This is a genomic window from Bowmanella yangjiangensis (assembly GCF_018531185.1).
Taxonomy (GTDB): domain Bacteria; phylum Pseudomonadota; class Gammaproteobacteria; order Enterobacterales; family Alteromonadaceae; genus Bowmanella; species Bowmanella yangjiangensis.
In genome coordinates this window covers 1,693,699-1,707,525 of the sequence record NZ_JAHDJU010000001.1, presented here as the reverse complement: position 1 = coordinate 1,707,525, position 13,827 = coordinate 1,693,699, and the positions used below count along the sequence as shown (strand labels likewise).

Genomic DNA, 13,827 nt, shown 5'->3' with positions numbered 1-13,827 from the left:
AGACAAGTCTGCTAGAATTCGCGCTCCGTAATTTAAGCGCAGTGTCAAGTTAATCAAGCCCATGCAGCAGAACAGTCAAATTAAAGTCATCGTCGGTATGTCCGGTGGTGTGGATTCCTCCGTTTCAGCCTATTTGCTTAAACAGCAAGGCTACCAGGTGGAAGGGCTGTTTATGAAAAACTGGGAAGAAGATGACGATGCAGAATACTGCGCTGCTGCCGAAGACCTGAAAGACGCCCAGGCCGTTGCCGACAAATTGGGCATCAAGTTACGTACTATCAATTTTGCCGCCGAATATTGGGATAACGTTTTTGAATATTTCCTGGCCGAATACAAAGCCGGTCGCACACCGAACCCGGATATTATGTGCAACAAGGAAATTAAGTTTAAAGCCTTTCTGGAGTTCGCCTTAGAAGATCTGGGCGCTGACTATATTGCGACCGGTCACTATGTGCGTCGTCGCGAGCAGGATGGTCATTGGCAGCTGTTGCGCGGCCTGGATGACAACAAAGACCAGAGCTATTTCCTGTATACCCTTAACGAGCAGCAGGTCGGCCATACCTTGTTCCCTATCGGTGATATCGAAAAGCCCCGAGTGCGTGAAATCGCTGCTAAGCAAGGCCTTATTACTCACGATAAAAAAGACAGTACCGGTATTTGCTTTATAGGTGAGCGGAAATTCAAAGATTTTCTGGGTCGCTACCTGCCTGCTCAGCCGGGCAAAATTGAAACTACAGAAGGTGAAGTTATTGGCGATCATGAAGGGCTGATGTATCACACCCTGGGTCAACGCAAAGGCTTGCATATAGGTGGTCTGAAAGACCACGGCGAACAACCCTGGTATGTGGTGGACAAAGACGTCGCCCGTAATGTGCTTATCGTCGGTCAGGGCGATGACCATCCACGCCTTTATTCCAAAGGGCTAATCGCCAAGCAACTGGACTGGGTTGACAGACAAGGCCCCACCGCGCCTCTTCGCTGTGTGGTCAAAACCCGTTATCGCCAGCAGGACATCCCCTGTGAAGTAACCCCCTTGGCAAACGGCCAGTTGCAGGTGCTGTTTGACCAGCCGCAAAAAGCCGTAACACCAGGGCAGTCAGCCGTATTTTACCTGAACGAAGTCTGTCTGGGCGGCGGCATTATCGAGAGCTACATTCGCTAATATGAACGACAGAGAATTTGACAAAAGTCTGGCCCTGGCCGCGGTTTGCCAATCAGCCGCCCTGGTGCAACAATTTGCCCGTAAAGGCAATGGCGATGAGGGTGCCTTCGTTGCCAGTATTCAAAGCTTGGTAGTTACTGATCCCCAAAGCACCGAAGAGATCTATGGTAATCTGGCCAATCTAAGGCTGGGATTTGTCACCCTTGAGGGCCAGCTATCCAATAAACCGGTAGCCAAAGACGCAGAAATCACCCGCTATATTGCCAGCATCCTGGGACTGGAACGTAAACTGGCTAAGCAACCAAATAAGCTGGCCGAACTGGGTGAGCGTATAGACCATATCAAGCGTCAGCAAAGCCTGTATGCCCTTACCGATGAACCCATGCTCGCCAATATGGCGCGCATTTATTCTGATGTTATCAGTCCCATCGGACCACGTATTCAGGTCGCCGGCGATCCCAATCTGTTAAAACAAACCGCCATTCAGCACAGAGTCAGAGCTTTGTTGCTGGCCGGTATTCGTTCCGCGGTGCTTTGGCGTCAGTTAGGTGGCAAACGTCGCCATATCCTGCTCAGCCGTCGCAACGTATTGGAAAACGCCGAGAAGGCGCTCAAACGCATTAACCACTAATCAGGAGCCACAGCATGGAACTCTCTGCATTGTCAGCTATTTCCCCGGTAGACGGGCGATATGGCAGCAAAACCCAAGAACTTCGCGGTATTTTCAGCGAGTTCGGTCTGATCAAATACCGGGTTCAGGTAGAAGTGCGCTGGTTGCAAAAGCTTGCCAGCATTGACGCCTTACAGGAAGTTCCTGCTTTTAGCGCCAAAGCTCACGCATTATTAGATGCTATCGTTGCCGATTTCAGCGAAGCCGATGCGGCCCGCGTGAAAGACATAGAGCGTACGACTAACCATGACGTAAAAGCCGTTGAGTATTTCTTAAAAGAAAAAGTCGCCGACAACGCAGAGCTCAGTGCAGTTAGCGAATTTATTCACTTTGCTTGTACCTCAGAAGATATCAACAACCTGTCTCATGCTCTGATGCTAAGCGAAGCACGTAGCCAGGTGATTCTGCCTTACTGTGACAAGCTGATTAGTGAATTGCGTCGTTTAGCACTGGAATACAAAACCATTCCCATGATGGCCCGTACTCATGGCCAGCCAGCCTCCCCTACCACTATGGGCAAGGAAATGGCTAACGTTTTAGTGCGTCTGCAGCGTCAACGTGAACAGATTGCCGGTGTGGAGCTGCTTGGTAAGTTAAATGGTGCGGTTGGCAACTATAACGCGCACCTGTCAGCTTATCCGGCGCTGGATTGGCCTGGCATTTCCCGCGAGTTTGTAGAAAGTCTGGGTATTGTTTGGAACGCATACACCACACAGATCGAACCCCACGATTACATTGCTGAGCTATTTGATGCGGTAGCGCGCTTTAATACCATACTGATCGATTTTGACCGGGATGTATGGGGCTATATTGCACTGGGTCACTTTAAGCAAAAAACCGTGGCAGGCGAGATTGGTTCTTCCACCATGCCACACAAAGTAAACCCCATTGACTTTGAAAACTCCGAAGGCAACCTGGGACTGGCCAATGCCATTTTTGACCACCTGGCCGCCAAACTTCCTGTTTCCCGCTGGCAGCGCGACTTAACTGACTCCACTGTGCTGCGCAATTTAGGTGTAGGCATGGGCTACAGCCTGATTGCTTACCAAGCCACCTTAAAAGGTATCAGCAAGCTGGAAGTGAACGAGCAAAGCCTGCTCAGCGAGCTTGATGCTAACTGGGAGCTGCTGGCCGAACCCATTCAAACCGTGATGCGTCGTTATGGTATTGAAAAGCCCTATGAAAAGCTCAAAGAACTGACCCGTGGCAAAAGGGTAAACCAACAGATGATGGCCGAGTTTATTGACGGCCTGGCATTGCCCGAAGAGGTAAAAGCCGAGCTTAAACAATGGACACCAGCGGGTTACATTGGCCGCGCGGTTGAACTGGTTGAGCAGCTGGTTGGCTAACCATCAAGGCTTTTAACAGCTATACTTAAACGCCCGGGGAACCGGGCGTTTTTATTTTTGATAAGGGGTACAGTTTTCCACGCAGTTTACGGAACGAACAGCCATAAGGAGCTTGGCATGATCACCGCGCTGTTGAAGACCTGGATTTGGGCCGGTATTCAAAAAAACGGCTGTAAAAATATCAGTCCTGCCCGCTTAACCAATCTCATTTCCCTGGTATTGTTTTGTGTCATGTTGCTGCATTTGCCTTTGCATTTGTTTTATTGGGCAGAGGGCGGTGATGTGCAAATTTTGATATTGCTGTTCCACGCTATGCTCTGCCCGTTGGTGCCGCTTTTCAGTAATATAGGCCAAACCAGATTAGCGCGCCGGGTGCTTATTGGTGGCTATGCCAGCTTTATTTCCCTGACCAGCCTTCACCTGGGTTATCAAAGTGCCAGCCACTGGTTTCTGATATTGGGCTTTCTGACCGTACCTTTTCTGTTTTACCGCGAAGAAACTGTGCTCCTGCTATTCGCAGCAGGCAGTTTTGCTCTGGGTTTTTATCTGCTCGAGCATTTTGAAGTGGCACCTCTGCTCGGATTAGCGGAAAACTACCAACAAAGGGTCAAGCAGATCACCAATCTCACCTTCCCACTAACTTGCATGCTATGTACCTATCACATCTTTTTGGATCACGCTAAAAGTTGGACACGCATTGCTAACGAACAACGCCGTTCAGAAAACCTGCTTTTGAACCTGCTGCCTGATCCTATTGCCGAACGCCTAAAGGATTCAAATAAACCCGTGGCCGAGCACTTTGCCAGTGCCACAGTGTTATTCGCTGACATTGAGGGATTCAGTGACATTGTCAACAACAGGGCACCGGAAGCCGTGGTGAATTATCTTAACGATTTGTACAGCGAGTTTGACCAGTTACTCAAGCGCTATGACATGGAAAAGATCAAAACCAATGGTGATGAGTATATGGCGGTATCCGGCGTGCCCGTTCATCACCCCAATCACGCCCAACGTGCCTGCGCTTGCGCCTTACAAATGTTACTCACCTTTGAACAGGTTAATCAGCGCCATCATATCAATAAGGGATTGCGAATAGGCCTGAATAGCGGTCAGTTAATTGCTGGTGTCATAGGTAAACATAAGTTCAGTTATGACCTATGGGGAGATAGTGTAAATCTGGCCTCCCGGATGGAAAGCCAAGGTCAAAGCCATAAGATTCAAGTGTCAGAGCACACTTATAGACTCAGCCGACATGACTTTATCTTTGAACCTCGTGGCAAACTCAGCGTACGGGGCATGCAAGAATGTGAAACCTATTGGCTTATTGGCCCAATAAAGACATCAGACCAAACAGGAGATTGACTATTTTTTGCTCAAATCATAGACTGAGGTTTCGGCACAATGAGGTGCCGATTTTGGAGGCAATACAGATGACGTTTACCGTTAAAAACGTCGACTGGAGAAGCGCCAAAGACAAGCTCACAAAGCTGAGAGAAAAGGTATTCGTTTACGAATGGCGAATTCCCAAAGATGTGGAGTTTGATCGCCAGGACAGTGCGGCCTGTCATGTTTTACTGTTGGATGACGCAGGCATAGAAATAGCAACCGGACGTATCACCGCCGACGGTGAAATAGGACGGATTGCTGTATTGAACAACTGCCGTAAACCTGAGGTATATCAACAACTGCTGACCGCTTTGCTGGCGATTGCTAAGCAACAAGGTATGCAGACTGTCTCAGTGCAGTGCGAGTTGGAAGGTGTCAACTACTACCAACAACAAGGATTTCGTCCTGTCGGTGCAGTTTATATGGATGCAGGCATAGCTCGTCAGAGATTAGCTTGTAACATAGAACAGTTCTCACTCCCGAAAGTGGAGTTTACCCACTAGGGTGCCCCAAAAGGGCGCCCTAGGGCGTATTTTCAGCCGGCTTGCCAGAGATCAGAGCGTTCAGCTAAGTCGTATATTCCTTCTGCACGACTAATCAATATATTTACAAAGTCCCGCTGTGTTTGGTCAGGATTTTCTGCTCGTGACAGATTCTCTGCTTTCAACTGCCAGTGCAGCGAAAAATGCTTAAGTACCGCTCTGGCGTCTTCTGCCACACTGGCTGGTGCGACATCGGAGGGTAAATCGCCACCAATGGCCCAATACTGTTTGCCATCGATGGCTTTCACTTTCCATACGGTTAAAAGTGGCTCCAATACCCTGCTTTGTTCCAATAGAACGCTGTCGATAATCACCCCTTTCTCAGCGAGAAATTTGGCCACCTTTTGGTACTGATCCCTTACCCAGGTCGAAGATTGTTGTTCTGTCATTGTTATTTTTCCTCTAGTAGCGCAACCAGAGCCTGCAGCGGGTGCTTAGGTTTAACCCCTTGCATTCTGGCCGTTTGGCTGCGACAAGAATAGCCGGTGGCCAATACCTGTTCAGCTTTAAAACCTGCCAACGCTGGCTGCCAGCTCAGCTCAAATATTCCTTTGGAGTGCTCCAAATGCGACGTCTCGTGTCCATAAGTGCCGGCCATGCCACAGCAACCTACCGATACCGGGGTCAAATCCGCCCCCATTCGTTTAAAAATTTGCTGCCATTGCTTTTCCGCAGAAGGCAATGCAGTTTTTTCCGTGCAATGGCCAAACAAAGCAAATGACCGTAAAGGTTGAGCAGTAGCTTCAGGCAACTCCACGCTTTCCAGCCACTCATGAATCAGTTGCACGTTGAAATCGCCACGGTCGCTGCCCAGGGCTTTTTTATATTCATCCCGATAACAAAGCACCAAAGACGGATCCACGCCAACCATTGGGATGTTAAGTGCCGCGAGCTGGTTAAAAAATGCGGCAGCATTTTTAGCGGTAGAGGCAAATTCGGCTAAAAACCCTTTCACATGCTGAGGTTTACCATTGGGTTTAAAAGGCAGTAGCACTGGGTGCAAACCAAGCTTGCGTATCAGCTTGACTAAATCTTCAATCAGTTCAGCTTCATAAAAACTGGTAAAGGGATCTTGTACGATCAGCACCCTTTTGCTTAGTTGCTCGGGATTAAGGGATCTCAGCACGGACAAGTCAAAAGCCTGCACTTCTTTGTCGAGTCGCCCGGCCAACGTGGGATAAGAGAGCTTTGGTGCATCCACATAGCCCACCCACTTACGCAAAGGCCACTCGCCTATCACCAGCGCTGCGTTAATCAGGCGCGGGGCCTTGGACAATAGTGGCGCCATCTTCTCAACATTAGCCACCAGATAATCTTTGAACGGTCTGGCATAGCGGCCGTAATACATATGCAAAAAACGCGCTCTGAAGCTGGGCACATCGACATTCACCGGACATTGGTTGGCACAGGCTTTACAAGCCAGACAGCCATCCATCGCTTCCATCACCTGATGAGAGAAGTCCGCCTTGTTGTCCTGCTTATAGGTGTTGTACATGCGGCTGAACCAGTTTTGCTTTGTGCCCACTTTATCCAGCTTGGCAACATCAACCCCTTGCTTGCTTAGCAATCTCAGCCATTCACGCATTAAACCCGCACGTCCCTTAGGACTATGGCGCCTATCTTTGGTAATTTTGCTGGAGGGGCACATGGGTGAGGTGCTGTCATAATTAAAGCACAAGCCGTTACCGTTACAGCTCATGGCTGGCTCAAAGGCCTCTCGCACCTTCAGTGGGATTTGGCGGTCATAGGAACCGCGTTTGGTATCCGATACTTTTACCAGCACTTCATCTGACTCATAAGGCGTACAAATTTTGCCTGGGTTCATGCGGTTAAAGGGATCAAACGCCGCTTTAATTTTACGTAGCTCAGTAAAGAGTTCTTCCCCGAAGAACGCCGGACCATATTCGCTCCGATAGCCCTTACCATGCTCGCCCCACATCAGGCCACCATACTTGGCCACCAATGCCACGACTTGATCGGACACCTCGGCCATCAGCATTTCCTGCAATGGGTCAATCAAATCCAATGCCGGACGCACATGCAACACACCGGCATCTACGTGACCAAACATGCCATATTGCAAACCTTTGGCATCCAGCAGCGCTCGAAACTCCATAATAAAATCGGCCAGTTTCTCAGGCGGCACAGCCGTGTCTTCGGCAAAGGCGATGGGCTTCTTACTGCCTTTGGTTTTACCCAGCAGGCCCACCGCTTTTTTGCGCATGGCATAAATTTTACCGATATCTGCGTTATCAGAGGTAAGCTGATAACCAATCACCCCAGACTTGCCGGTGGCTATGCAATCATCCAACATTGCCACTAAGCCCGTGATTTTATCCTGCATATCCTGCTCGGCTTCGGCGTTGTACTCCACCATATTCAGGCCTTGCAGGTCCTTACCCGGCACATCCTCAATCAGCGCTTTTACCGAGTGCCAGATAATATCTTCCCGGGCCAAATTCAGGACTTTGCTATCAACAGTCTCCACCGAGGTTGCCTGGGCCGCCACCATCGCCGGGGCATGGCGAAGGGCTGATTCAAAAGAATCGTATTTGACGTTTATCAGCGTTTTATAGCGCGCAATGGGCGTGACATTCAGCTTAGCTTCGGCCACAAACACCAGTGAGCCTTCTGAGCCGGTAATAATGCGACTGAGATCAAAGTGCTGCATATCAGCATCGAACACATGCTCAAGGTCGTAGCCGGTCAAAAAGCGATTCAGTCGCGGAAATTTCGCCAGGATCTGTTCACGCTTTTGCTCACAGCTTTGCAACACCTGTGCTACCACTTGGCCGATAACACCGCCCTGCCCCGCTAGTTCCCGTGCTTCATCAAGCCCCATGGGCGCGGTATCCAGCAGGCTGCCATCAGCAAGCACCGATCGAAGCGCCAACACATGGTCGCTGGTTTTACCGTATACCAAGGAGCCTTGCCCTGATGCATCAGTGTTGATCATGCCGCCAATGGTGGCCCGGTTACTGGTGGACAAGTCCGGGGCAAAGAAAAAGCCATGGGGACGCAGAAAATCGTTAAGCTGATCCTTTATTACACCAGCCTGCACCCGAACCCAACGTTCCTCAGCATTAAACTCGAGGATGTCGCGCATATGCCGGGACAAATCCACCACTAAACCATCAGTTAGGGACTGACCATTAGTGCCCGTACCGCCGCCGCGGGCCGAGAAGCGCACCTTGTTGTGGCTTTGCGTTAACTGCCCAATCAATTGCAGGTCCGCGACATCCCTTGGAAAAACCACCGCCTGAGGCAGGCGCTGATACACGGAATTATCCGTGGCTACCGCCAAGCGGCTGGCATAGCTGGTTTCTATTTCACCTTTAAATTGGGAAGTGCGTAAAGCATCCAGGTAATCAAGGTAATCCTGTTCAATACTGGCTTTGGAATCGACTAGCGGTAACATCCGAACAGACTGGCTGGAAAAATGTGCCGCTAGTATACACAAGGGTGCAACCTCCTGTAACAACTTGGCAGCTGAATATCTATTCCCTTTCTCTATACTTGATAGCCATATGCTGAATAAGGTCACAGGAGCTGAAATATGAAAAGTCTGCGAATTGGTTTGGGTGTGACCTTTACCCTGATAGGCACTGTGCTGTTTATTCTGCCAGGTTCCATCTTGTTCCTGCTGGCGGGTTTAGTGCTGTTAAGTGTGGACTTTCCGGTTGCCCGCCAGTGGTTGAAACGCTGCCAACGTGGCATGCATAAAGGCGCTAGCAGATTAGACAGTGCATTACTGAATCGTAAATTAAGTCGCTAGACGCTTTAATCCTTGCTGAATACAAAATCAGCAGTCAGACATAAAAGCCGAAAAAGCAGTTGCGCCGGGAATTAGGCGTCGTTATTATACGCGCCGTTCTCAGATGCGTAGCAAATCTGAAACAAATCATCAAAGTGCGTCCGTAGCTCAGTTGGTTAGAGCACCACCTTGACATGGTGGGGGTCGGTAGTTCGAGTCTACTCGGACGCACCATTCTTCTGATTGATTCCATATCGTTTCTATCAAGCTGGTGCAAGCACCACCGCTCTCTATGACCCGGTCCGATGGTCGACTGTTCGAACTTACTCAAAAGCACCCTTTTTCCGATTTATCCCAAAACGTTTCTATCAAGTCGGTGCAAGCACCACCGCTCTCTATGACCCGGTCCGATGGTCGACAGTTCGAACTTAGTCAAAAGCACCCTTTTCCGTTTTATCCCCAAAATGTTTTCGTCAAGCTGGTGCTGATATCGCCGCTCCGTATAACCGGGTTTAGATCTGATAACGCTTTTTTCAGTCCACAGCAGGATGTTCAGCAACTAGATTTTAACTATCCGCCAGTGGGCTCATCACGCCTGGGTTACTTCATACCCAGGCGTTTTGCCAATTTGTGCAGATTACTGGGATCCACTTCAAGCAACTTAGCGGTTTGCGCCCAGTTTTGTCCATTGGCATCTAATGCCGCCTGAATGGCATTTCGCTGGGTCTGGTCCAACAGTGTTTTTAAGGGCATCAGCAGTGACCCTGGTTGCGTATCGCCAATATGGGTTGTTGGGCGGCTATGCTCAATATCCAAATCCATCAGTTCCGGAACCAGCGTAGAGATATCACCACGAGCGGGATTACGCCCCAGGCATTTTATGGCGGCTCGACTTATGACATGTTCAAGCTCGCGAATATTACCCGGCCACTGATAGGCAAGTAAGGCGGATTCTGACTCTGATGAAAGACGCAAACTACGAAGTCCAAGTCGAGCCCGGTTTTGCTCCAGAAAATGGCCAGCCAGCAGCAACACATCATTGCCCCGCTCCCGAAGGGGCGGAATAGGCACAGGGTACACGGACAAACGATGATACAGATCTGCGCGAAAATCTCCCTGCTTAACGCTGTCTTTTAGCTGGCGATTGGTGGCAGCAATGATGCGTACATCCACCTTGCGTGGTTTATCCGCCCCCAGTCGCTGTATTTCACCGTTTTGCAGGGCGCGCAGTAATTTAGCCTGAACCGCTAGCGGCAACTCCCCAACCTCATCTAAAAACAAGGTACCGCCATTGGCCGCCTCAAATTTGCCAGCGCGCTCCTGATGCGCACCGGAAAACGCCCCTTTGACATGGCCAAATAGCTCACTTTCAGCTAAGGACTCAGGTAGTGCTGCACAATTGACATGAATAAGGGGTTTGTTGGCCCGGCGCGAGTGTTGGTGCAGACGCCGGGCAAACAGCTCTTTGCCGACCCCGGTTTCCCCCAGCAATAACACGGGTAATTCCGAATCTGCTACCGTATCCAACTCCCCTAACAACTGTTGAAGAACCTGGCTACGTCCAACAATTTCAGCATCTTCTGTGGCGCTTCCTTCCTGTCGCACAGCCGCATTGATCCGTGACTGACGTAAGCTGCGGTTCTCCATCTCCAGTCTGGTAGTGCGTACCGCTGCTTCCAGCAACAGTTTTTGTTGCTTGAGGACACTTTGGGCTGAGGTGGAAAAAGTACCAGGAAGCAGGCTGTCGAAGGTGATCACGCCCCAGACCTTACCGTCCTGCTCCAAACGCATTCCCATGCAGTCATGCACGGGTAAAGGTTGCCCTTCTATCTGATCCAATAAACCGTCGTAGGGATCCGGTAAGGCGCTGCTGTGTTCGAAGCACACCGGCTGGTGCTCGCTGGTCAGAATCGCGGCCAAACGAGGATGTTGAGCTGGCAGAAAACGTCGTCCCAGGGTTTCCTTGACCAGGCCTGTTACTGCCAAGGGTTTCAGTACCTCACCTTCCAACTTCAGTAGGGCTACGGCGCCACACTGAAATTCGGCCTTAAGGGTTTTTACCAGTCGTTCAAGGCGCAGTAAGTCGGGCAGCTCAACGGCTAAATCAGCCACAAGAAATTCATTCATCATGGTATTAATTACCATAAAAAAGGTTAATTACACCCTATCACGATAAGGTAAAAACAACCACACCAAAAATTACCTCTTTTTATTCAATTGGTTATGTTGTGGCATAGGGTTTGCGAAGACGGGTTGCACATTAAACAACAGGAAGGAGTTATTCCATGCAAATTCACTGTGCTCTCAGGGTTTTGCTTTATCCACTTTATCGTTATCCAAAGGGGAAAAACCATGGCTAATTATCGTCGCTTATGGTTTTTACTGATTGGTATTCTCGCCATCACCTTTGCCCTACTCGGCTATTTTGGCCGGGAAGTTTATCGACAGGCGCCGCCTATCCCAGAACAAGTTATCACGCCAACCGGCGAGGTACTCATGAAGGCCTCAGATATTCTCGATGGTCAAACCGCCTGGCAGTCCATTGGTGGTATGCAACTGGGATCGATCTGGGGGCATGGTGCCTATCAAGCTCCAGACTGGAGCGCAGATTGGTTACACCGGGAACTGATTGCCTGGCTGACGTTAGCAGCCGATGCAATCTATGGTCTCGACTACAATGCGCTTAACCCAGAGCAGCAAGCTTTACTGACCTTTCGACTCAAGCAGGAATATCGTAGCAATGGCCCGGACGCAGGAAATATTCTGGTGGTAAGCGAGCGTCGCGCCCAAGCCATGGCTTTGGTTGCCAGCTACTACGATAAACTGTTCAGTGACCATCCAGAGTTCCAAAGCAGTCGTGAAAGCTTTGCCATGAAGGAAAATACCCTGCCAGATGCCAGCAAGCGTGAACGCATGGCAAATTTCTTCTTCTGGACAGCTTGGGCCGCCGCCACCGAACGTCCTGATTCAGACGCAACCTATACCAACAACTGGCCCCATGAACCTTTAATAGGTAACCAACCTACCGGTGAGAACATATTGTGGTCGGTGGTGTCAGTAGTGCTATTGATTGCCGGTGTCGGCGGATTGGTCTGGGCCTGGGCATTTCTGCGACGGGAAGAGGCCGAACCTCATGCGCCGCCGCGAGACCCGCTGAGCCTGGTAACACTGACCCCGTCGCAAAAAGCCTTGGGCAAATATGTTTTTCTGGTTGTCGCCCTTTTTACCTTTCAAGTGTTTCTGGGCGGCTTTACCGCGCACTACACAGTGGAAGGCCAGCAATTCTATGGTCTGGATGTATCTCAGTATTTTCCCTACTCCTTGGTCAGAACCTGGCATATTCAGTCGGCTTTGTTTTGGATTGCCACGGGTTTTCTCACCGCCGGCTTGTTCCTGGCGCCTATAATCAACGGTGGCAAGGATCCTAAGTTTCAGAAACTCGGTGTAGATATTCTATTCTGGGCGCTCGTAGTCGTAGTGGCCGGGTCCTTTATCGGGAATTATTTAGCCATTGCGCAGATTATGCCATCTGAGTGGAATTTCTGGCTCGGTCACCAGGGCTATGAATTTGTTGATCTGGGCAGACTATGGCAAATCGGTAAGTTCACCGGCATTGTATTCTGGTTATGCCTGATGCTGCGCGGTATCGTGCCAGCCCTGCGCCAGCCCGGTGATCGCAACTTGCTAGCCCTGCTTACCGCTTCAGTCGTGGCTATCGGCCTGTTCTACGGTGCAGGCTTTTTCTATGGCGAACGCACCCACCTTTCCATCATGGAATACTGGCGTTGGTGGATAGTCCACCTGTGGGTAGAAGGTTTCTTTGAGGTATTCGCCACCACCGCATTGGCCTTTATCTTCTGCAGCCTGGGGCTGGTATCGCGCAAAATGGCCACCACGGCCAGCCTGGCTTCAGCTTCCCTGTTTATGCTTGGTGGTGTCCCTGGCACCTTCCATCATCTGTATTTCTCCGGTACCACCACCCCAGTGATGGCAGTCGGTGCCACCTTTAGCGCATTGGAAGTGGTCCCTCTGGTTGTACTGGGTTATGAAGCCTTTGAAAACTGGCGATTGAAACAGCGAGCCCCTTGGATGCAACAAATAAAATGGCCGCTACTGTGTTTTGTGGCCGTGTCGTTCTGGAACATGCTGGGGGCCGGGGTATTCGGTTTTATGATTAACCCGCCAATCTCTCTTTACTATGTGCAAGGTTTAAACACCACCGCCACCCATGCCCATGCCGCCCTGTTTGGTGTTTACGGCTTTCTGGCTCTGGGCTTTGCCTTGTTAGTCCTTCGCTATATCCGTCCTGATATGCAATTCAACGAACGATTGATGAAAGTCGGTTTTTGGTGGTTAAACGCCGGATTAGTACTGATGCTGTTTACCAGCTTACTGCCCATTGGCGTACTGCAATTTTATGCCAGTGTTTCACAAGGTTTCTGGTACGCACGCAGTGAAACCTTTATGCAAATGCCGCTGCTGGAAACGCTACGCTGGGTAAGAACCCTTGGTGACGTCATTTTCATTGTAGGCGCATTGGCCGTCGGTTGGCAGGTAGTTAAAGGCTTATTGGGCATAGGTGAAAAACCGGCGCTAACGACGGCGGTAACCGCTGAAGATTAATCAACCTATGGGCGGGGCAACCCGCCCTTTGGAGAGCACCATATGTTGAACTTTCCCCATCTCACCAGACTCGCCGAAGTGCTACTTATATTCGCTGTTGGCTTTTTGCTACTGACTATCTGGGTGGGATACCTGGATGCAGAACGCTTTAGCATCGCGGTACAAATCAGTGCCCATATCGGCCTTATCCTAGCCGCCACCCTGGTTAAAGTTGCTTATGTACTCAGATGTATTGGCCGGCATGGTCAACAATTGGAGGTTTAAGCCAGAAAAAGTTGGTGGCCATATGGACACCAACTTTTTACGTCTATGGGTACAGATTTCCCTCGACAGTAGCTTTG

Annotated in this window: 11 protein-coding genes and 1 tRNA gene; 9 read left to right on the top strand and 3 right to left on the bottom strand. The window is 50.1% G+C overall.

Features of this window, described 5'->3' with window-relative positions; translation table 11 throughout:
• Window positions 1–61 precede the first annotated feature (61 nt).
• The 5 genes from mnmA to KJY73_RS07580 all read left to right on the top strand — a co-directional run bounded on the left by mnmA (window position 62) and on the right by KJY73_RS07580 (window position 5,070).
• Complete coding sequence (mnmA, locus tag KJY73_RS07600) at window positions 62–1,162, top strand: tRNA 2-thiouridine(34) synthase MnmA (protein WP_214342268.1); 1,101 nt, start codon at window positions 62–64, stop codon at window positions 1,160–1,162.
• A gap of 1 nt (window position 1,163) precedes the next feature.
• Entirely contained in the window at window positions 1,164–1,793 is a 630-nt protein-coding gene (gene hflD / locus KJY73_RS07595) for a high frequency lysogenization protein HflD (RefSeq protein ID WP_214342265.1), read from the top strand.
• Between the two features lie 14 nt (window positions 1,794–1,807).
• A complete protein-coding gene (purB, locus tag KJY73_RS07590; protein WP_214342263.1) occupies window positions 1,808–3,181 on the top strand; it encodes an adenylosuccinate lyase in 1,374 nt (457 codons plus the stop codon).
• Between the two features lie 117 nt (window positions 3,182–3,298).
• A complete protein-coding gene (locus KJY73_RS07585; RefSeq protein ID WP_214342261.1) occupies window positions 3,299–4,543 on the top strand; it encodes an adenylate/guanylate cyclase domain-containing protein in 1,245 nt (414 codons plus the stop codon).
• Window positions 4,544–4,611: 68 nt separating this feature from the next.
• Window positions 4,612–5,070, top strand: a complete 459-nt coding sequence (locus KJY73_RS07580; RefSeq protein ID WP_206596046.1) for a GNAT family N-acetyltransferase — start codon at window positions 4,612–4,614, stop codon at window positions 5,068–5,070.
• Between the two features lie 32 nt (window positions 5,071–5,102).
• On the opposite strand, the gene KJY73_RS07575 is transcribed toward KJY73_RS07580, so the two are convergent.
• Together KJY73_RS07575 and ydiJ are read right to left on the bottom strand one after the other, a co-directional pair.
• Entirely contained in the window at window positions 5,103–5,498 is a 396-nt protein-coding gene (locus tag KJY73_RS07575) for a DUF4826 family protein (RefSeq protein WP_214342258.1), read from the bottom strand.
• Between the two features lie 2 nt (window positions 5,499–5,500).
• Window positions 5,501–8,527 carry a D-2-hydroxyglutarate dehydrogenase YdiJ gene (ydiJ, locus tag KJY73_RS07570; protein ID WP_214343301.1) on the bottom strand — a complete coding sequence of 1,009 codons (3,027 nt, stop codon included), beginning with the start codon at window positions 8,525–8,527 and terminating at the stop codon, window positions 5,501–5,503.
• Window positions 8,528–8,665: 138 nt separating this feature from the next.
• Between ydiJ and KJY73_RS07565 the strand changes: the two genes are divergently transcribed.
• Together KJY73_RS07565 and KJY73_RS07560 are read left to right on the top strand one after the other, a co-directional pair.
• Window positions 8,666–8,884 (top strand): PGPGW domain-containing protein, encoded by a 219-nt coding sequence (locus KJY73_RS07565; protein WP_206596044.1) that lies wholly within the window; start codon window positions 8,666–8,668, stop codon window positions 8,882–8,884.
• A 136-nt stretch (window positions 8,885–9,020) separates the two neighbouring features.
• Window positions 9,021–9,097 (top strand) — tRNA-Val (locus tag KJY73_RS07560).
• A gap of 366 nt (window positions 9,098–9,463) precedes the next feature.
• Here KJY73_RS07560 and norR read toward each other — a convergent pair.
• Complete coding sequence (gene norR, locus KJY73_RS07555) at window positions 9,464–10,993, bottom strand: nitric oxide reductase transcriptional regulator NorR (RefSeq protein WP_214342256.1); 1,530 nt, start codon at window positions 10,991–10,993, stop codon at window positions 9,464–9,466.
• A 222-nt stretch (window positions 10,994–11,215) separates the two neighbouring features.
• Here norR and KJY73_RS07550 point away from each other — a divergent pair, with 222 nt between their 5' ends.
• Together KJY73_RS07550 and KJY73_RS07545 are read left to right on the top strand one after the other, a co-directional pair.
• Window positions 11,216–13,486, top strand: coding sequence for a nitric-oxide reductase large subunit (locus KJY73_RS07550; protein WP_214342253.1), 2,271 nt, complete (start codon window positions 11,216–11,218; stop codon window positions 13,484–13,486).
• A gap of 42 nt (window positions 13,487–13,528) precedes the next feature.
• Window positions 13,529–13,750, top strand: coding sequence for a hypothetical protein (locus KJY73_RS07545; RefSeq protein ID WP_214342250.1), 222 nt, complete (start codon window positions 13,529–13,531; stop codon window positions 13,748–13,750).
• Window positions 13,751–13,827 lie beyond the last annotated feature (77 nt).